The 14,758-nt window shown below is 70.4% G+C and carries 25 protein-coding genes; 2 read left to right on the top strand and 23 right to left on the bottom strand.

Annotation, left to right across the window (positions count from 1 at the left end):
- Positions 1-14: 14 nt before the first annotated feature.
- From EFAMC2_RS07455 to EFAMC2_RS07350, 22 genes are all read right to left on the bottom strand, one after another.
- Positions 15-533 carry a hypothetical protein gene (locus EFAMC2_RS07455; RefSeq protein ID WP_154028200.1) on the bottom strand — a complete coding sequence of 173 codons (519 nt, stop codon included), beginning with the start codon at positions 531-533 and terminating at the stop codon, positions 15-17.
- A 138-nt stretch (positions 534-671) separates the two neighbouring features.
- Positions 672-893 (bottom strand): hypothetical protein, encoded by a 222-nt coding sequence (locus EFAMC2_RS07450; protein WP_154028199.1) that lies wholly within the window; start codon positions 891-893, stop codon positions 672-674.
- Entirely contained in the window at positions 869-2,593 is a 1,725-nt protein-coding gene (locus EFAMC2_RS07445; RefSeq protein WP_154028198.1) for a phage minor capsid protein, read from the bottom strand. Before EFAMC2_RS07445 ends, EFAMC2_RS07450 begins: the two co-directional genes overlap by 25 nt.
- A gap of 3 nt (positions 2,594-2,596) precedes the next feature.
- The gene (locus tag EFAMC2_RS07440; protein ID WP_154028197.1) at positions 2,597-4,030 is read right to left on the bottom strand and encodes a hypothetical protein; all 1,434 of its coding nucleotides are present in this window, start codon (positions 4,028-4,030) and stop codon (positions 2,597-2,599) included.
- 16 nt (positions 4,031-4,046) lie between these two features.
- Positions 4,047-5,786, bottom strand: a complete 1,740-nt coding sequence (locus EFAMC2_RS07435) for a PBSX family phage terminase large subunit (RefSeq protein ID WP_154028196.1) — start codon at positions 5,784-5,786, stop codon at positions 4,047-4,049.
- 38 nt (positions 5,787-5,824) lie between these two features.
- Positions 5,825-6,157 (bottom strand): hypothetical protein, encoded by a 333-nt coding sequence (locus tag EFAMC2_RS07430; protein WP_154028195.1) that lies wholly within the window; start codon positions 6,155-6,157, stop codon positions 5,825-5,827.
- A gap of 177 nt (positions 6,158-6,334) precedes the next feature.
- Positions 6,335-6,508 carry a hypothetical protein gene (locus tag EFAMC2_RS07425; protein WP_187325223.1) on the bottom strand — a complete coding sequence of 58 codons (174 nt, stop codon included), beginning with the start codon at positions 6,506-6,508 and terminating at the stop codon, positions 6,335-6,337.
- Positions 6,505-6,729, bottom strand: coding sequence for a hypothetical protein (locus EFAMC2_RS07420; RefSeq protein ID WP_187325222.1), 225 nt, complete (start codon positions 6,727-6,729; stop codon positions 6,505-6,507). Before EFAMC2_RS07420 ends, EFAMC2_RS07425 begins: the two co-directional genes overlap by 4 nt.
- A gap of 74 nt (positions 6,730-6,803) precedes the next feature.
- Positions 6,804-6,950 (bottom strand): hypothetical protein, encoded by a 147-nt coding sequence (locus tag EFAMC2_RS07415; RefSeq protein WP_187325221.1) that lies wholly within the window; start codon positions 6,948-6,950, stop codon positions 6,804-6,806.
- Positions 6,943-7,302, bottom strand: coding sequence for a hypothetical protein (locus EFAMC2_RS07410; RefSeq protein ID WP_154028193.1), 360 nt, complete (start codon positions 7,300-7,302; stop codon positions 6,943-6,945). Before EFAMC2_RS07410 ends, EFAMC2_RS07415 begins: the two co-directional genes overlap by 8 nt.
- Positions 7,292-7,615 carry a DUF4406 domain-containing protein gene (locus tag EFAMC2_RS07405; RefSeq protein ID WP_154028376.1) on the bottom strand — a complete coding sequence of 108 codons (324 nt, stop codon included), beginning with the start codon at positions 7,613-7,615 and terminating at the stop codon, positions 7,292-7,294. Before EFAMC2_RS07405 ends, EFAMC2_RS07410 begins: the two co-directional genes overlap by 11 nt.
- Entirely contained in the window at positions 7,615-7,833 is a 219-nt protein-coding gene (locus EFAMC2_RS07400) for a hypothetical protein (protein WP_154028192.1), read from the bottom strand. The genes EFAMC2_RS07405 and EFAMC2_RS07400 overlap by 1 nt, the downstream gene beginning before the upstream one ends.
- Before the next feature lie 13 nt (positions 7,834-7,846).
- Entirely contained in the window at positions 7,847-8,287 is a 441-nt protein-coding gene (locus EFAMC2_RS07395; RefSeq protein WP_154028191.1) for a single-stranded DNA-binding protein, read from the bottom strand.
- A 117-nt stretch (positions 8,288-8,404) separates the two neighbouring features.
- Entirely contained in the window at positions 8,405-9,052 is a 648-nt protein-coding gene (locus EFAMC2_RS07390; RefSeq protein WP_154028190.1) for an ATP-binding protein, read from the bottom strand.
- Positions 9,033-9,740: a hypothetical protein gene (locus EFAMC2_RS07385; protein ID WP_154028189.1), complete on the bottom strand. Its 708-nt coding sequence runs from the start codon at positions 9,738-9,740 to the stop codon at positions 9,033-9,035. The genes EFAMC2_RS07390 and EFAMC2_RS07385 overlap by 20 nt, the downstream gene beginning before the upstream one ends.
- Positions 9,740-9,979: a hypothetical protein gene (locus EFAMC2_RS07380; RefSeq protein ID WP_154028188.1), complete on the bottom strand. Its 240-nt coding sequence runs from the start codon at positions 9,977-9,979 to the stop codon at positions 9,740-9,742. The genes EFAMC2_RS07385 and EFAMC2_RS07380 overlap by 1 nt, the downstream gene beginning before the upstream one ends.
- Positions 9,966-10,310, bottom strand: coding sequence for an integration host factor, actinobacterial type (gene mihF / locus EFAMC2_RS07375; RefSeq protein WP_154028187.1), 345 nt, complete (start codon positions 10,308-10,310; stop codon positions 9,966-9,968). Before mihF ends, EFAMC2_RS07380 begins: the two co-directional genes overlap by 14 nt.
- 11 nt (positions 10,311-10,321) lie before the next feature.
- On the bottom strand, positions 10,322-11,080 hold the full coding sequence (bet, locus tag EFAMC2_RS07370) for a phage recombination protein Bet (protein ID WP_154028186.1): 759 nt from the start codon (positions 11,078-11,080) through the stop codon (positions 10,322-10,324).
- A complete protein-coding gene (locus EFAMC2_RS07365; RefSeq protein WP_154028185.1) occupies positions 11,077-12,021 on the bottom strand; it encodes a hypothetical protein in 945 nt (314 codons plus the stop codon). The genes bet and EFAMC2_RS07365 overlap by 4 nt, the downstream gene beginning before the upstream one ends.
- A complete protein-coding gene (locus EFAMC2_RS07360; protein ID WP_154028184.1) occupies positions 12,014-12,448 on the bottom strand; it encodes a RusA family crossover junction endodeoxyribonuclease in 435 nt (144 codons plus the stop codon). Before EFAMC2_RS07360 ends, EFAMC2_RS07365 begins: the two co-directional genes overlap by 8 nt.
- A 99-nt stretch (positions 12,449-12,547) precedes the next feature.
- The gene (locus EFAMC2_RS10375) at positions 12,548-12,688 is read right to left on the bottom strand and encodes a hypothetical protein (protein WP_261980190.1); all 141 of its coding nucleotides are present in this window, start codon (positions 12,686-12,688) and stop codon (positions 12,548-12,550) included.
- An 88-nt stretch (positions 12,689-12,776) separates the two neighbouring features.
- The gene (locus tag EFAMC2_RS07350) at positions 12,777-13,004 is read right to left on the bottom strand and encodes a hypothetical protein (protein WP_154028182.1); all 228 of its coding nucleotides are present in this window, start codon (positions 13,002-13,004) and stop codon (positions 12,777-12,779) included.
- A gap of 68 nt (positions 13,005-13,072) precedes the next feature.
- On the opposite strand from EFAMC2_RS07350, the gene EFAMC2_RS07345 reads away from it, so the two are divergent.
- A complete protein-coding gene (locus tag EFAMC2_RS07345; protein ID WP_154028181.1) occupies positions 13,073-13,312 on the top strand; it encodes a hypothetical protein in 240 nt (79 codons plus the stop codon).
- 276 nt (positions 13,313-13,588) lie between these two features.
- On the opposite strand, the gene EFAMC2_RS07340 is transcribed toward EFAMC2_RS07345, so the two are convergent.
- Positions 13,589-13,786: a helix-turn-helix domain-containing protein gene (locus tag EFAMC2_RS07340; protein ID WP_154028180.1), complete on the bottom strand. Its 198-nt coding sequence runs from the start codon at positions 13,784-13,786 to the stop codon at positions 13,589-13,591.
- 130 nt (positions 13,787-13,916) lie between these two features.
- Here EFAMC2_RS07340 and EFAMC2_RS07335 point away from each other — a divergent pair, with 130 nt between their 5' ends.
- Positions 13,917-14,540 (top strand): helix-turn-helix domain-containing protein, encoded by a 624-nt coding sequence (locus EFAMC2_RS07335; protein WP_154028179.1) that lies wholly within the window; start codon positions 13,917-13,919, stop codon positions 14,538-14,540.
- Positions 14,541-14,758 lie beyond the last annotated feature (218 nt).

Here is a 14,758-nt window from a genome sequence, read left to right as displayed (position 1 = left end):
GCTCCTTTCTGGGGTTAGCGGTTCGTCTGCCGCAGGGCCTCCTTGATGGACTTCGCTTCGGCGTCGGCGGCGCCCGCCTGCCTGCCGCCCGTGCCCATCTGGCCCTGCGCCTTGAAGAGGAAGGGCTTCGCCTCCGCGAGCTTCTCCACGTCGCCGTCGAAGGCGGCGAGCGCGGTCCTGCCGAGCTCGCAGTCGACGCAGCCTGCCTTGGTGAGCGCGGCGTCGGCCTTGGCCTTGGCCGCCTCCTCCTTGGACGCGGCGAAGGACTTCTCCAGCTCGGCGAGTCGCGACTCGTAGCCGGCGCCCTCGTCGGCCCTGGCCTTCAGCTGCGCCTCCAGCTCGGCGATGCGCTTGTCGCGGTTCGCGACGTCGCGCTCCAGCTTGTGGACGTTGGGGGTGTTCTTGCCCTCGGCCGGCTCGGGGTCTTGGGGCTCTGCGCCCTCTCCCTCTCCGGTGTTCTGGGGCTGGTCGTCTACCTCGGTGTCTTGGGGCTCTGTGCCCTCGACCGCGGCGGCGTCTGCTTCGTTGCCCATGTAGGCTCCCTCCCTGGGACGCGAGGGGCGTCTCCCCTCTTCGGGGAAGATGGTCGCGCCGCGCTAACGGGGGCACGGGCATGAAAAAGCCCCGCTCAGGGCGGGGCCGTAGAGTCTTGGGCGTGTGTCGTGCCGAGCTTACGCGGCTGTTCCGGCGGGTGGGAGGAGCGAGAGGTCGAACCCGGCGACGAAGTCCTCGGGCAGAGTCCTGACGAACCTCTCGCGACCCTCCTCGTCGAGATATTTGAGGTGGTCGTAGATTCCCGCACCGGGACGGTCGTCGATGACGAGGCCTCCCTCGAACTGCCTGTCTGTATCGTAAAAGTCCCAGAGCGTCAGAGTCTTCTTATCCTCAGCCATCTCTCCACCTCATTTCTCCCGTATAGCTCATCGAGGGCCTTCATTTCGATTGATTCCTCGGGGAACGAGCCCGCGTATTTGGCCCTGCATTCGCTCAGTATACCGTGATACGCCTTGATGAGCTGGGAAGATGTGCCGGAGATGACGTAGACGGTGCCGTCGTGGCACAGGACGAGCGACGCCCTCACGAAGTCGTGGGCCGCCACGCTCTTGAGGTCTGCCCACGACGGCCTCGTGCTGGCCGGGTGGTTGTGCAGGACGACCACGCCGCCATCGGTCGAGGCGGCCCGGCGGTACTGCCCGAGCGTCAGGCCGACACGTTCCGCCTGCGTGCCCAGCCCGAACGTGTCGCACGCCCTCTCGCCCGTCCTCCACGAGACGACGCTCATGCGCTCGCCGTCGGTGCCGTCGCGGTCGCGCAGGATGCGGCGCGCCTCGACGTAGCAGGACGCCGCGGCCCTCTTGGGCAGCCCGGCCGCGTCGAACTTCCCGCGGTAGGCCCTGCCGTTGACGGCCCTCCTCGACACGTCGTACGCCGTGCCCCTGGCCTCCTGCTCGCGCGGGATGAGGCGCTCCCGCTGCTCGAGCGGCAGCGACCGGAGAGCCCTCGGCTGGGACATGCCGCCCGGCAGCCCGTAGGCGCGCTCGCGCTCGTAGTCGCGCCGGAGGTGGTTCGCCCGGCAGTGGTCGCGCAGCCTGCCCTGCAGCTCGCCAAGGCGCACCCGGGCGGCCGTCACGTCGGCGCCCGCAGCCTGCCCGATGGCGACCTCGCGCTTGGCCTCACGGACGCGGGCCTCCATGCGGCGCTGGACCTGGGTGGCGGCGTAGTACTCGTCGCTCGTCATGCCGGTGAGCCGCTCCTGCTCGGAGTAGTCGGTGTCCGGCAGCTTCGAGGCGCCCTCGACGTAGGGGACCATGCGGTGGCGGCAGTTCACGCCGCACAGGCCGGCGGCGGTGCCGTAGCCCGTAGCCTCGACCAGCGCCGGGTACTTGGCCGACCTGCCGGAGCGTGAGAACACCCTGCCCTGCCAGACGGCGTGCGTCGGGCGGGCGCCGTAGTGCGCCGTCGTGTAGACGAGGTCGCACCCCCACTCGTCCATGCGGCGCCAGAGCACGTCGTTGCGCGCCTGGTTGGCCTGCGTCACGAGGTGGCGGCGCAGCGCGGCGTCGACGGGGGTCGACACGCCGCTCTTGTAGTCGATTGTCGTCATCCCGAGCCTGGAGAGCCTGGACACCGCGTCCCCTATGGCGCGCCTGGGCGAGTCGCCGCCCTCGACGCGCAGGACCGCCTCGGCCGTCGCCGCGTACCACTCGCGCTCCGCGGACGCCGCGAGGGCGACGTTCTCCCGGCGCATGACCTCGGCCATGCCGCGGGCCGCGCTGGCCGCGACGTTCGCCGCGTAGCCGGTCTCGTAGCTCCTTCCGCCGAGCCGGCGCGTGAGGGTCGAGACGACCTCGTCGTCCTCCTCGGCCATGGCCTCGCGCCACGCGGACTCGACGCCGGAGGTCACGCGGCCCTCCCACTCGGCCCACAGCCTCATGGCCCCAAGCGGGGACACCCGGCTGAGCAGGCGGAACTCGTCCGGGTTCTCGCAGGCCCTGGCCAGGGACTCGGCGGCGAGCCGGGTCAGCGCGGACACCCACGACTCCTGCGCGCCGTTGACGACGTCGGCGGCGAGCCGGTCGTACAGGTCTGCCATGGCCTACAGCCCGAGGTCGCCGTAAGGCGCGGCGGCGGACGGCTCGCCCTTGGCCTCGCCGGTGAACTCGCGGGCCTCGTCCTCGCTCATGCCGTAGTACTTGGCCACGTAGCGCCACCTCGGGCACAGTCCGCGCGCGACGTCGTCCTTCATGGTCTCGCGCTCCGCGTCGGCGTCCTCGACCACCGAGTCGTCCCACGTCACGTCGACGGAGACGCCCGTGGGCGCGGAGCCGGTGCGCACGCCGCACTCGGCGGCGTAGGCCCCGGCGAACAGGCGGCGCAGGGCCTCGCCTACCTTGCCCTCGTGCTTGCGCAGGTTGCGGTAGAGCACGGAGTTGTCGGAGACCACCTCGCGCGAGGTCTTCAGGCCGCCCTGCCGGGTGAAGCTGAAGTAGTTCGGGCCGAAGCCGCACTTGACCGACAGCATCGACAGCGCGGCGTTCATGGCCGTCTCCGACTCGTCGGCGCGGGTGCCGGGGTCGTAGACGGTGAGCGGGCTGGACTGGCCGACCTTGCCGGGCAGCGCCTTGAACAGCTTCTGGTCGATGGTGGAGCCGAGGTCGGCGGCGCCGGTCTTCGGGTCGACCTTGATGCCGGACTCCTCGCAGATCACGCGCGGCAGCCCGAGCCTCGTGCGCCAGTACATCGCATCGAACGTGGCGTCGACGAGCTTGATGGTGTCGACGGCGTCGTCGAACACGGAGACCCCCAGCGGCGTGAACTCCTCGTAGGTGTTGGAGAGGGCGGGTCGCACGATGGCGTAGGTGGGCAGCGTCGAGCGCGTGTCGAGGTCGGCCACGACGAGGCCGCTGCCGACGGGCTTGCCCTGCAGCGCCGGGTCGAACAGCCACGTGCGGATGTGGTAGGTGCCGCCGGTCTCCTCGACCGGCTCGTGCACCTGCACGCGGTCGAGCGCCCGGCCGCCGACGAGGCAGCGTGAGACGAGCGCCACCGAGACGGAGTCGCAGCCGTCGCTCGTGAGCGGCACGACCTTGCCGGCGTCGTAGAAGTCGACGGACACGACGGCGTCGGCCCCGCGGCCGTCATCGCCGACGCCGTCGACGCCGACGGCCCAGCAGCCGGAGCCGAGGGCGAAGGCGAGCGCGAGGTTGTCGGCCTGCTCGGAGACGAAGGCGGCCGCGCGGTCGGAGAGCCACTCGGACAATGCCCGGTCCTGCGAGCCAATGGAGGTCTTCTCGTCCATGACGAGGCTGGCCCACTCGTCGCACACCGCGCGGGCCGGGCGGATTGAGAGCCTTCCGGACGGGTCGGGGCCTCGCCCGGTGTCGGCGCGGTCGCCGGCGTAGAAGCCGTTCGTCACCTGGTACCAACTCCACCACGCGCGGATGTGCCGGTCCATGACGTTCCTGGGCTGGTAGCCCTGCCTCTTCAAGAAGCGCACGGCCCACTCGGGCGCGCCGTCGACTCTCTTCACGCATGCCTCCCGCACGTTAGACCATCGAAGGATCGTCTATGAGTCTCGCGACGGCGTAACGCAGGGCGTCTATGGCGTGGTTGTCGGCGTCAGGCAGCATGCCGGTGGGCTTGCCGTCGCGCGTGAGCACGTACTGGTAGCAGGTCAGCTCGCGGGCGGCCACCTCGCAGGAGGGGTCGACCACGATTGACGCGCGGTCCTGCAGCCAGCGGACGGAGTTGCGCACGTTGTGCGCCCCCTGCTTCGGCACGGGGACGGCGTTGACGCCCTCGGCCCTCCAGTCGGCCACGCTCTTCGGCTCGGCGGAGTCGCACATGACCTCGGCGTAGGGCTCGGCGTCGGCCACCACGCGGGCGGCGTCCGCGGCGGCGTCGCCGGTCGGCTCGTAGCCCGCCTCGTAGGTGGGGCGCGACATGCGCTCGACGGCCATGGCGGCGGTCTCGGCGTTCGACAGCCCGACGCCGCTCATCTCGCCCAGGACGTAGAGCGTGCGCGCGCGGGCGTCGTAGGCGACCTCCAGCCAGACCCACGGGTCGACGGAGAAGCCCCAGTCGACGCCGTAGAGGCGGTACTGCAGGCGCCGGCGCTCGTCGGCGGAGACCTCGCGCACCTCGGCGCGGGGGAAGACCTCGGCGCCGTAGCCCGTGGACTCCCCGCCCCACTCGTGGCGCCACGCGTCCTCGTCGAGCTCGCGCAGGGCCTCGGCGTCTCGGTAGACCTGTTCGGGCACCCACTCGCGCGGCATGTCGAGGTAGGTCGTGGAGATGACCGAGCCGGGGGAGCTCGCGGCCACGCCCGCGACGTGCTCGTTGACCCATGCGTCGCGGGAGCGCGGCGGGTTGTAGTCGAAGAAGCGGAAGTAGACGGCGCCCTCCGGCGCGTCTCGCGTCACGGACTGAAGGACGGTGCGCACGTCGGGCATCCCGCCGAACTGGTCGACCTCGGATATCCACTGGTACGCGTAGTACGTCCCGGACGGGGCCTTGATGGCCTTGGTCTTGTCGGAGCGGTCGCCGCCCTTGAACGTCACGACCTGCCCGGTCGACGGGCGCGCGAGCTTGCACGGTCGCTTCGTCGCGACCCACTCGTCCTCGCAGCCCAGGCGGCGGAACGCCCACAGCATCTGCTCGAAGACGCCGCCCTCGATGTCCTGCCCGATCTTGGGCATCACGAAGGCGGAGCGGCCGGGGTGGCGCATGAGCCCGTAGGCGACCTCCAGCGAGATGACGGAGGACTTGCCGGAGAAGCGCCCGCCGCGAAGCCACCGCTCGATTCCCTCGTCGCGCTCCACGTCGCGGTGCAGCGCGAGGTACGGCGGCGCGAGCAGCAGGCCGAAGTCGCGCTCGAACGGGGCGTCCTCGACCTGCTCGGCGAGCCTCCCGCGCTCGTCCAGCTCGACGAGGAACCGCGCGGCGTTCGCGTTGCCGCCCTGGGCGGAGGAGATCTGGCCGGCGACGACCGTGGCCGCGAGCGTCGCGTCCTCGTCATCCAAGCCGGGCGCGACCTCGCGCAGGGCCTCGCGGGTCTCGCCGGTGGCCTTGCTCGACAGCAGCGCCGTCGCTATGGCGGCCATGTCCCTCTTGCGGCGCCTGGCCACCCCGGACGCCTTGCCGGCCTTGCGGGCGTTCTCGCGCCTCTCCTCCGGCGTTCTCTCGGAGTTGGGCACGAGGTTCGCGATCCCCCCGCGAACGGGCTTGGCGGCCCCGCCCGAAGGCTGGCCGCCGTGGTTTCCGCCCTTGTTCCTCTTCCTCGCCATGCCCGCATCCTCAGCCCGCGGTCACGCCGCCGGCGAGGTCAGCGCCCGTGCCTGCGCTTGAACTTGCGCTGGCGGTACGCGTTGTCGCGGGCGGTGAGGGCGGGCCCGCTCCTCTCGCGGTACTCGCGCTCTTCGATGGTGCAGGCCTTGCACAGGCCCCAGCGCCTGCCGTCGGCGGCCGCCTCCCAGACCGGGTGCTCGCCGCACCTCTGGCACGGGGGCATGAAGCCCTCGGTGCGCCACCGCCCGTAGCGCTCGCGCGCGCGGCTCACCGCCTTGGGCGTGCGGCCCGGGAGCAGGCGGGAGAGCTCCTCGGCGGTCATGGACGGGTTTGCCCAGACCACGGAGAGCTCGGAGTACTCCCACGGCACGTTCCTGCGAATTCTTGGGGCGTTTGGGGAGTTTTCCCCATGCCGCCCGCAGTCGTCGGTTCTCGGCAACGTCAAGGCACCAACCTCACTCGTGAGTCTCCCGTTCGGCCACGCCTCGCGTCTCGCGTGGAGCACGAGACGCGGCCTCTATTACTTTCCCTCTTGCTCGAACGCCGTTCATTCCCCGCGCCTCAGGTACGCGAGCTCGTCCCGAAGCTCCTCGCGCTCGGCGAGCGCGTCGAACACCCACGCGAGGAGCTGCGAGCACGAGATGCTGGCGAACTCCTCACCCATCAGCTCGTAGCCCAGGGCCTCGGCGCGCAGCCGGTCCAGCCCCTCGTGCGCCGTCATTCGCACCACCCCTCGGCGAGCTCCCTCATGTCGACGACCTCGGCGGAAGACGAGCCGAAGAAGCCCCGCAGCTCCCCGCGCACGTGCCGGTCGCACCGGTACTCGCGGCACACCTCGGGCCTCGCCGGGTACACGGCGCACTCGCCGGAGTCCGTGAGCCACGGGCACGTGAGGTCGACCTCGCCGCGCGGCTCGTGCGGCGTGATGCCTCTCCCGCGCACGTAGGGCTCGAGGCGCCGCCGGGTCGCCGTCGAAGCACCCGGGCGGGAGGTTCCACCCGCTGGTCGGCTCACGGTTAACCGCGCCCGTCATCGCGCCACCTCCCAGTAAGCCGCTCGGCGGCCATGTCCCACAGCAGCAGCGGCAGGCACACGACGATGAGCGGCAGGATGAGGACTATCGCGACCGCCCACTCGGCATCTTCTCTCGTCGGCCTACCCATTGCGCGTCACCTTAGCTCCGCAGTTGGGGCAGTACCTCGCGTGGTAATCGTCGCAGCTGTCCACGTACGCTATGTCGACGTGCTCGCCGCACTTGCTGCACCAGAACTCGTCTGCGGGCTTCGCCGCGAGGTTCCGGCACGTCGGGCAGTCGATAAGGACTGCCGTCTTGTAGAGCACCTCGTGGACGCATACCTCCATATCGTCGAAGCCGAGAGCCGTGAGAATGCTCTCGGCGAAGTCATGGTCTGACATGCAGAAAACGTCGTCGTCTTTGCGATAATCGCGCCAATGGTCAGCCTCGACGCGCAAGCGCTCGGCTACCTCGCGGCGCTCGTCATCGCTAATCGCCATAGATGACCTCCAGCCCGTAAGCCAGCGCCGCATCGTGCTCGATCTTGCACCCGCGCGCCATCTCCCAGCCATTGCAGAAATAGGCCACGTTGCACAGGCTCATGTTTTCGAGCGACTTCGCGAGGTAGCACAGCGGGACCTGCACCACACCGCGCTCCTCCATGGCCTCGTCGCTGTACCACTCGTCGGTGAACAGCGTGTTCACGACCTCGTATCCCATAGCTTCGAGGCTTGCCGTCGCCTTCTCGCGAGTCGCCGCGATCTGCTCGCCTGTCTTGCCGGCCATCGGCTGGCTTATCATCGCCTTCGTCATCATTCGTCCTCCTTGAACCACTCGTCAGGGCTCTCGCAGTCGTCGTCGCCGTGTCGGCCGTGGTCGTAGACCCAATCGAGCGTCTCGCCGGTCTCGCACCCGTAGTCGAGGTCTCGCTCGAGCTCTAGCCAGCAGACGCCGAACCACCTGCACGGGTCGCGCGGACGGTCGTCCAGCACCGTGAAGTTCACGCAGTTGCCGCAGATCCTGTCGCACATCTCCGCCACCCCCCTAGAACGGGATGTCGCTGGCGTACAGGTCGTCCGCCGGGGCCGCCGGGGTCGCCTCGGCGGGCGTCGCCCGCTCCGCGGCGGGGGAGGGCGACGCGGCGCGCGCCTCGCCGGACCTCTGCATCAGGTCGACCTCGTCGGCGACGACCTCGATGCGGGAGCGGTTGCGCCCGTCCTGGTCCTGCCACCGGTCCTGCCTCAGCCTGCCGTGCACGGCGACCTTCGCGCCCTTGGCGAGGATTCGCGCCAGGGCCTCGGCGCGGTTGCCGAACACGACGCAGTCGACGTAGTTGGGGTAGTCGCCCCACTCGCCGGTCGCCGGGTCCTTGCGGCGCTCGTCCACGGCGACGCCCATCGAAAGGACGCCCGTGCCTCCCGCCGTCGCCTTGAGCTCTGGGTCCCTGGTCAGGTTGCCCGTGATGCTCACGCTGTTCACTGCCATCTCTTCCTCCGTTCGCCGCCCCTCGGCGGCATCGATTCCCGCGGGCGTCCCAGGGGCCGTCTCAGGCCCGGTGCCGCCATGCGCGGGCACTCACTCCAACCGGACCGGGAGCGCCCGTCAGCCGCGCCCACAGGCCACCTCCGGCACGTCCCCGCGCCACGCGCGGAGCCGCCAGTCGTCGCCCGTCACCTCGATGCGCTCGCAGGCCCCCGCCAGGCGCGAGACCAGGCGCTCGCCCGGCATCCCGCCCCACGCCTCGCCGAGCCGGCCCAGCGGCAGGTTCGACGTGCACACGATCGGGAGGCCGTCGGCGACCCTGCGGTCGACGAGGCGCGTCAGCTGCTCGACGGCCCAGTCGGTGGCCCTCTCGGCCCCGATGTCGTCGAGCACGAGCAGCCCGGCCGACGCGGCCCGCGCCATCGCGCCCGGCTCGCCGCCGTCGAACGCGGCGCGCTCGGCGGCCAGCAGCTCGGCGGTCGTCACGATCCGGGCGGGGAACCTCGGAAGCCCGGTGCCGCCCACGACGGTCCCGAGGCCGTACCCGGCGCGCTCCATCGCGAGCCTCGCGGCGCAGGCGGCGGCGTAGGTCTTGCCGCGGCCAGGGCGGCCCCACAGGTACGCCCCGCGACCGCGCCGGACCAGCTCGTCGACCCGGCGCCCCAGCTCGCTGTCGGCGTCGAGGTACGCCCCGCCGAGGCCCGCCTTGCGCAGCCTCGACCTGCGGACGGCGGCGACGAGCTCGGCCTCAGAGCTCGGCGTACTCATCGCGCACCGCCCCCCTCGGCGCCTGGCCGGACGGGCCGGGGCGGCCCCGCCCGCCGTCCCTGCGGCACCAGTTCCGCACCGCGGCCCTCCAGTCGCGCATCGGCGACGTGCCGACCTTCCAGCCCTTGGCGGAGTAGAAGTCGACGAAGGCCGCGGCGTCGATGTCGAGCCCGCGTCCCGCGGCGTAGGCGGAGACGTCGTCGACCGACGGTGGCGAGAAGCGCGCCCTGGCGCGCCTTGCGCCCTTCATCTCTTTCTCTTTCTCACTCTCCTTCTCACTCTCACTCTCACTCTCACTCTCAGGACGATGCTTGGCGTCGTCCGCGCATGATGCCTGGCCGCAGTCGTGCATCGTGCTTGCGTCGCCGCCGTGCACAGTGCTTGCGTCGTCGCGTGCATCATGCTTGCCGTCGCCCGCGCATGATGCCTGGTCGGGCGCGGCATCCTCGTCCTTGCCGTCGCGGCCCTGCCAGCGCGCCTCCGCCATGCCGCGAGCCTTGCGCTGCTTGGCCACGGACAGCTCGACGCGGCCCTTGCACGCGACGAAGGTCGGGTACCACGGCTCGCCCGGCTCCGGCTCCTCGCCGGTCATGCCGAAGCGCACGAGGGCGTAGACGAACTCCCGCGCCTGGTCCTCCGGCATCCACTGCGCCGCGTCCCAGAAGTCGTCCTGCACGTTCACCGACATCAGCCTCGCCCTCCCTTCCTCGCCCTCGCCGCGTCCCCCAGGAGCGCGGCCGAGGCCGTAATCCGCCTCGAGTTCTCGGTCCACGGGTAGCCCCCGCGGACCAGGTGCACCACCGTCGCGAGCGAGACCCCGCAGGCCCTGCTCACGTCCTCCGCCGACATGCCCCGCCTCATGGCGGCGACCACGACCTCGCGGGCGCGGTCGCCGTCCGTGCGGCGCATGTCGCTAGCGCCCGGCACGACGCTCCTCGAGCGCCCCGAGCACCGCGACGCGCTGCCTGGCCCCCAGGCCCCTCACGCGGCGCGAGGGATTGATCCGGGCCTCGCGCATGATCGCGTCGGCCCTGGCCGTGCCGATGCCGGGGAACGCCCGCAGCCAGGCGAAGACCTTGCAGCTCCTGAGACGCGGGTCGTCGAGGCTCGCCTCGGCGTCGAGCGTCCCCGCGCGCACCTCGTCGAGCGCGGCCCTGCGCTCGGCCCTCGCCTCCAGGGCCCTCGCGAGGGCCGCCGTGCGCTCCTCCTCGCCGAGCTCGGGGAGCTTGTGTCGGTTCGTGTTCTCGTTCTCGTCCATCTCTGTGCCTCCTAGAAGTCGACCGCCTCGGCGGCCTCGTCGCAGTTGCCGTCCGTGGCCACGTACTCGTCGGGCCCGTCGTCCTCGACCGGCGCGGGCCCCGCCTCCGGCGCCTCCACCGGCTCGGGCTCCGGCACGGGCGCCTCGAGGACGTCCCCGGCCGGTGCGGGCGGAACCTCGGCCATCCTCGCCGCGGGCATCTCGTCCGAGTCGTAGACGCCGCCGTAGGCCCCCGGGTACGCCTCGCGGAGCGCCTGCACCAGCGCGACCTTGCGAATCATCGTCGCGGGCTTGGTCCTCCACAGGCTTCTGTGCTGGTCGTACTCCTCGAGGCTCACCTCGGCGCGGCTCGGGTGGCCGCGGCGCTTGTCGTAGACCTCGGCCCAGCCGCCGACCAGCTTCTCGGTGCTGCGCCCCACGATGCAGCCCTCGCGGTACTGGATCGCGCCCGTGCGGTCGACCACCACGACGCCCGCGCGCAGGCCGTCGAAGCCGGGCTGCTGCGTCGCCGTCCGCACGAAGTAGTCCTTGCTCACGATCACGCTCGCCTCGACGCGGCCCGTGGCCTTGTTCATGAACGCCGTCATGTAGGCGTCGCCGGCCAGCGGGTTCAGCCCGCGCGCCTGGCACTTGGCCATGAACGCGAAGACCTCGCGGTCGTCGACGCGCTGCCCGCCCGTGACGATGTAGCGCTGCACGATCCCCGGCGTGAGCTTGACCTCGCTGCCGTCGCTCGCCTGGTACCTGACCAGGCCCCTCTCGTCCGTCATGCGTTCCTCCTGGTCCCGTGGATGTCGTTAGCGCGCAGGAAGGCCATGAGCGCGGCCAGCTGCGCGTCGTCGCACTCGAACTCGAACACGTAGCGCCTGCGCGGCGCGGGCCCCGCCGTGGCGTCCGGTGCCGCCGGCCTCGGCGCGGGCCTCTCGGGCCTCCGCGGCGTCCGCGCCCGCTCCGGGGCGGGGGAGACGTCCATCGACGTCTGCGCCCCCTCGAGCGACGCGGCCTGCGCGGCCCTCTGCGCGTCCAGCTCTGCGATGCGCGCCAGCCTCTCGCGCTCGTCCCTCACGCGGCCCACCGCCGCGCCCAGGTCGAGCGTGCGGAAGTACTCCGCGCGGCACGCGTCGCGCTCCTCCGGCGACATGTCGAGCGCCTGGATGGTGCCCTCGTCCCTGGCGATGCCCTCGACGACCTTCGCCAGGTCGTCCATGCACCGGACCTCGCCGGTCGAGCGGTTCTGCCACTTGAGGCCGGGGCCGCGCAGGTCCCACACCAGGTCGAACGGGCACAGGCCGTCCGCCAGCGCCGGGGCCATGTCCGCGTAGGCCTCGCGCATCGCGGCGCGCCTGCGGTCGATGACGCCCGCGTCCCACTCGTCGAGCTGGGCCTTGTAGCCGCGCTCGACTTCGCGCAGTGGCTCCAGCGCTTCGTCGGCCCCCGTGCGGAACCTCGCCACCGCGTCCTCGACGGCGCGCGTCATGTCCATGCGGCGCTGGTCGATGCTCGCGATGTCCTTCCGCAGGAGCGTGCGCGACTGCTTGATGTCCCTGTAGTCCGCCCGCGTCTCGATGGGGCGGGTGCCGTACTTGCCGAGAAGCGCGCCCACCTCTTCCCGCGCCTCCGCAAGCCACTCGTCCGCGGCAGTCAGCTCGGCGGGAACGTCGAAGACCTCGGCCTCGACCTCGACGGCCTCGCCCCTCTTCTCGTCACTCATTCGAACCTCCGTTCGGCCTGACGCTCACGTACATGCACTCGTCCACGCCGCGCGCCCGGTCCATCTTCGCCACGTAGAGCGTCGTCACCTGCGCGTCGTCCTCGAGCACGACGCCCTGCATCGCGTCCATGACGAGCTTCGCGACGTTGTCGACGTCCGGCGTGTACGTGTCCGGCTCCGCCTCGACGCGCTTGGGCCTGCTGCCGGGCAGCGGCCTCCACACCGTGACGCCCACGGCGACCGGCTGGCGCCTGCCGAACAGCGGCTGCCCGGCGCCATCCGGCAGCGCGGCCCTCGCGGCGGCGGCCACGCGCGCCTCCGCCTCCCTCGTGCTCCTCGGCGTGAAGCTGCCGTTGCGCGTGACGCGCGGCCTCGCCTTCCCGACCACGGGCCCGTAGACCCAGAAGCCCAGACTCCCCGTCTCCATTGCGTTATCCTCTCGTTGGTCAGTGGCGCGCGCCCAACCTTCCCAGTCGTCGCGCGCCCTCCGTCGCGGCCCTGCCAGCCCCAGCTGGCGGGGCCGTCTCTAGTACTCCGTGAACATGTACAGGTCGATGCTGTCGGCGTTCACGACCCGCTCGCTGCGCATCCGGTCCGGCCTGCCGCTCATGCGGGCCGCCACGCTCGGCACGCTCTCGACGCACCCCTCGGCGACCAGCTTCCGCATGGTCCCGACCCCGCAGCTCGCGTAGAACGCCGCGTCGCGGATGGTCAGCCAGCCCTTGCCGCGTCGCGCCGGGACCGACATCGCGGCCTCACCACTCGCCATCGCGCTCACCTCCCTCCCGCGCCAGGGACCTCGCCAACGCCACGGCCACCGCCGCGCAGGCGGCGACGAAGGCGACGAGCACGGCGTCGAGCAGCGCCTCGCCGAACAGCGACCACAGCGCCCACACCGCCAGGCACGGGGCGGCCCCGCTCAGCGTCAGGCCGATAGCCGCGGCCTTGGCCGCCTCGCGCGCGCCATCAACGAACCTCTCCATCACAGCTCTCCAATCCCTTGCCGCCGGCCGTTCCGGCGGCGCGTTACGTCGGGCCTAACCTGCGACCCATGCAGAAGGGGAAACCGACACATCGACCCAAGCACCTTCGCAAGCGCCCGCTTGGGCGCCTGCTACTCGGCCTTGCCCTGCTCCTGCTCAGGTCGTCCATCAAGGCCGCGCTTGACGTGCTTTGCTCGGCGCTCGCCCCGCCGCTCAACCTCGCGGGCTACGCGCTCGTCGAGCTTCTTGACCCGCTGCTGGACAAGCTCAAGCTTGAGGAAGAGCCCGAACGCGACCGACAGCGCTAGCCAGTACTGCCACTCGCCGCTCATCGACGCTCGCCCTCCTCATCCCGCAGCCCTGGGGTGCCGTCGCGGCGACCGTGTTCTATGTCGTCGACCATTACGCGAATTCGAACCACCTCGAATAGGATCCCGAGGCACAGGCACGCGGTGAAGTTCACCGCCCAGTCCGTCCAGCCGCCCATCACGCCTCGCCGCCCTTGAGGCACGAGCCCCCGCGCTCGCCCCACCAGTGCACCCTCCAGGTCTTCATCGGTTCCTCCGTTTCGTTAGATGCAAACTTTAACTTTCCTCTGTTGCCAAAAAAATATCGTCGCGAGTGATGCCGAGGAACGTCAGGACCCTTTCGAGGTCCTTGGCTCGCATCTCTCCGGGATAAAGCTCGTAGCGGTCGTAGGTCGGTCGGCTAACTCCCAACATCCGCTGAACTGCGACTTTCTTAACCCCTTTGCTCTCGCGAACATCTCGCAGGGTATTCAAGTGGCCTCCTCTCTCTTGCTGAACTAATAGTAAGCCTTTCTTTGCATCGTGTAAACAAAAACTTTTCTAGAATGCAAAGTCTTCTTTTCTAGAATGATAAGTAAAGTTATACATAGGCAAGGAGAGGCCCATGGAAATCGGTAAAAACCTTCGCCGGCTCAGAAGCAGAGCTGGACTGACCCAGCAGGAAATAGCCGACAAACTCGATGTGTCGCGAGTTGCCATCGGCCAGTGGGAATCCGAGAAGTCGATGCCGAGAAAAGCGAACCTTGAGCAACTCGCCGACCTCTTCGGCACCACGGTCGCGGACCTCATGGGCGAGGACGGGGCCACGGCGGCCCTGCGCGGCACATCCAGGATGGTCCCGCTCCTGGGCCACGCGCACATGGGCGAGCCGTGCGACGAGGGCACCCTCGCCGACGAGGTCGAGGTCCCCGCCTCAATCGCCGACGCGCACCCGCGCGGCTTCATGGTCCACGCGCAGGGAGGGTGCATGGACAACCGGTTCCCGCACGACGCGCTGCTGCTGGTCGACCCCGACATGGAGCCGGCCAACGGCCAGCCCGTGCTCGCCGAGACGGAGGACTTCGGGGCCGTCGTGCGCAACTACACGCGCGGCACCTCGACCGTGATGCTCACGGCCGACAGCCATTCCGGCGAGTACGACGACATCGTGGCCGGGCCGGACGACCCGCCGGTCACGTGCCGGGGCCGCGTCGTCTGGTACATGGGCGAGCGCGACGAGCGCGGCTAGGCGAGCCGCCATGGCGACGGATTGAGATTTCTACGCGTTTTCAGCTGGTCTGGGCGCATTTTGGTTATAGTAGTGGCAGCGGTATTGGCGCGGTGATCCCAAGGGACCCGCGTCCGCCAGGGCGGCTGCCTCAATCGAGGTGGCCGCCCTTTGCTTTAAGGAGGGAACAGTGGGCGCGTTTGCGTTCTTGGTTGATTTCCGATCCCAACCGAACACAT

Origin of the sequence: Olsenella uli, assembly GCF_901212655.1 — a bacterium.
GTDB classification, from domain to species: Bacteria; Actinomycetota; Coriobacteriia; order Coriobacteriales; family Atopobiaceae; genus Parolsenella; species Parolsenella uli_A.
This window is presented reverse-complemented; position numbering and strand designations above follow the sequence as displayed.

Excerpts from the sequence above, each read along its gene's own strand:
- EFAMC2_RS07455 (WP_154028200.1), bottom strand. The coding sequence starts at position 533 with ATGGGCAACGAAGCAGACGCCGCCGCGGTCGAGGGCACAGAGCCCCAA.
- EFAMC2_RS07450 (WP_154028199.1), bottom strand. The coding sequence starts at position 893 with ATGGCTGAGGATAAGAAGACTCTGACGCTCTGGGACTTTTACGATACA.
- EFAMC2_RS07445 (WP_154028198.1), bottom strand. The coding sequence starts at position 2,593 with ATGGCAGACCTGTACGACCGGCTCGCCGCCGACGTCGTCAACGGCGCG.
- EFAMC2_RS07435 (WP_154028196.1), bottom strand. The coding sequence starts at position 5,786 with ATGGCGAGGAAGAGGAACAAGGGCGGAAACCACGGCGGCCAGCCTTCG.
- EFAMC2_RS07425 (WP_187325223.1), bottom strand. The coding sequence starts at position 6,508 with ATGACGGCGCACGAGGGGCTGGACCGGCTGCGCGCCGAGGCCCTGGGC.
- EFAMC2_RS07415 (WP_187325221.1), bottom strand. The coding sequence starts at position 6,950 with ATGGGTAGGCCGACGAGAGAAGATGCCGAGTGGGCGGTCGCGATAGTC.
- EFAMC2_RS07410 (WP_154028193.1), bottom strand. The coding sequence starts at position 7,302 with ATGGCGATTAGCGATGACGAGCGCCGCGAGGTAGCCGAGCGCTTGCGC.
- EFAMC2_RS07405 (WP_154028376.1), bottom strand. The coding sequence starts at position 7,615 with ATGACGAAGGCGATGATAAGCCAGCCGATGGCCGGCAAGACAGGCGAG.
- EFAMC2_RS07400 (WP_154028192.1), bottom strand. The coding sequence starts at position 7,833 with ATGTGCGACAGGATCTGCGGCAACTGCGTGAACTTCACGGTGCTGGAC.
- EFAMC2_RS07395 (WP_154028191.1), bottom strand. The coding sequence starts at position 8,287 with ATGGCAGTGAACAGCGTGAGCATCACGGGCAACCTGACCAGGGACCCA.
- EFAMC2_RS07390 (WP_154028190.1), bottom strand. The coding sequence starts at position 9,052 with ATGAGTACGCCGAGCTCTGAGGCCGAGCTCGTCGCCGCCGTCCGCAGG.
- EFAMC2_RS07385 (WP_154028189.1), bottom strand. The coding sequence starts at position 9,740 with ATGTCGGTGAACGTGCAGGACGACTTCTGGGACGCGGCGCAGTGGATG.
- mihF (WP_154028187.1), bottom strand. The coding sequence starts at position 10,310 with ATGGACGAGAACGAGAACACGAACCGACACAAGCTCCCCGAGCTCGGC.
- bet (WP_154028186.1), bottom strand. The coding sequence starts at position 11,080 with ATGACGGACGAGAGGGGCCTGGTCAGGTACCAGGCGAGCGACGGCAGC.
- EFAMC2_RS07365 (WP_154028185.1), bottom strand. The coding sequence starts at position 12,021 with ATGAGTGACGAGAAGAGGGGCGAGGCCGTCGAGGTCGAGGCCGAGGTC.
- EFAMC2_RS07360 (WP_154028184.1), bottom strand. The coding sequence starts at position 12,448 with ATGGAGACGGGGAGTCTGGGCTTCTGGGTCTACGGGCCCGTGGTCGGG.
- EFAMC2_RS10375 (WP_261980190.1), bottom strand. The coding sequence starts at position 12,688 with ATGCGGAAGCTGGTCGCCGAGGGGTGCGTCGAGAGCGTGCCGAGCGTG.
- EFAMC2_RS07350 (WP_154028182.1), bottom strand. The coding sequence starts at position 13,004 with ATGGAGAGGTTCGTTGATGGCGCGCGCGAGGCGGCCAAGGCCGCGGCT.
- EFAMC2_RS07345 (WP_154028181.1), top strand. The coding sequence starts at position 13,073 with ATGCAGAAGGGGAAACCGACACATCGACCCAAGCACCTTCGCAAGCGC.
- EFAMC2_RS07335 (WP_154028179.1), top strand. The coding sequence starts at position 13,917 with ATGGAAATCGGTAAAAACCTTCGCCGGCTCAGAAGCAGAGCTGGACTG.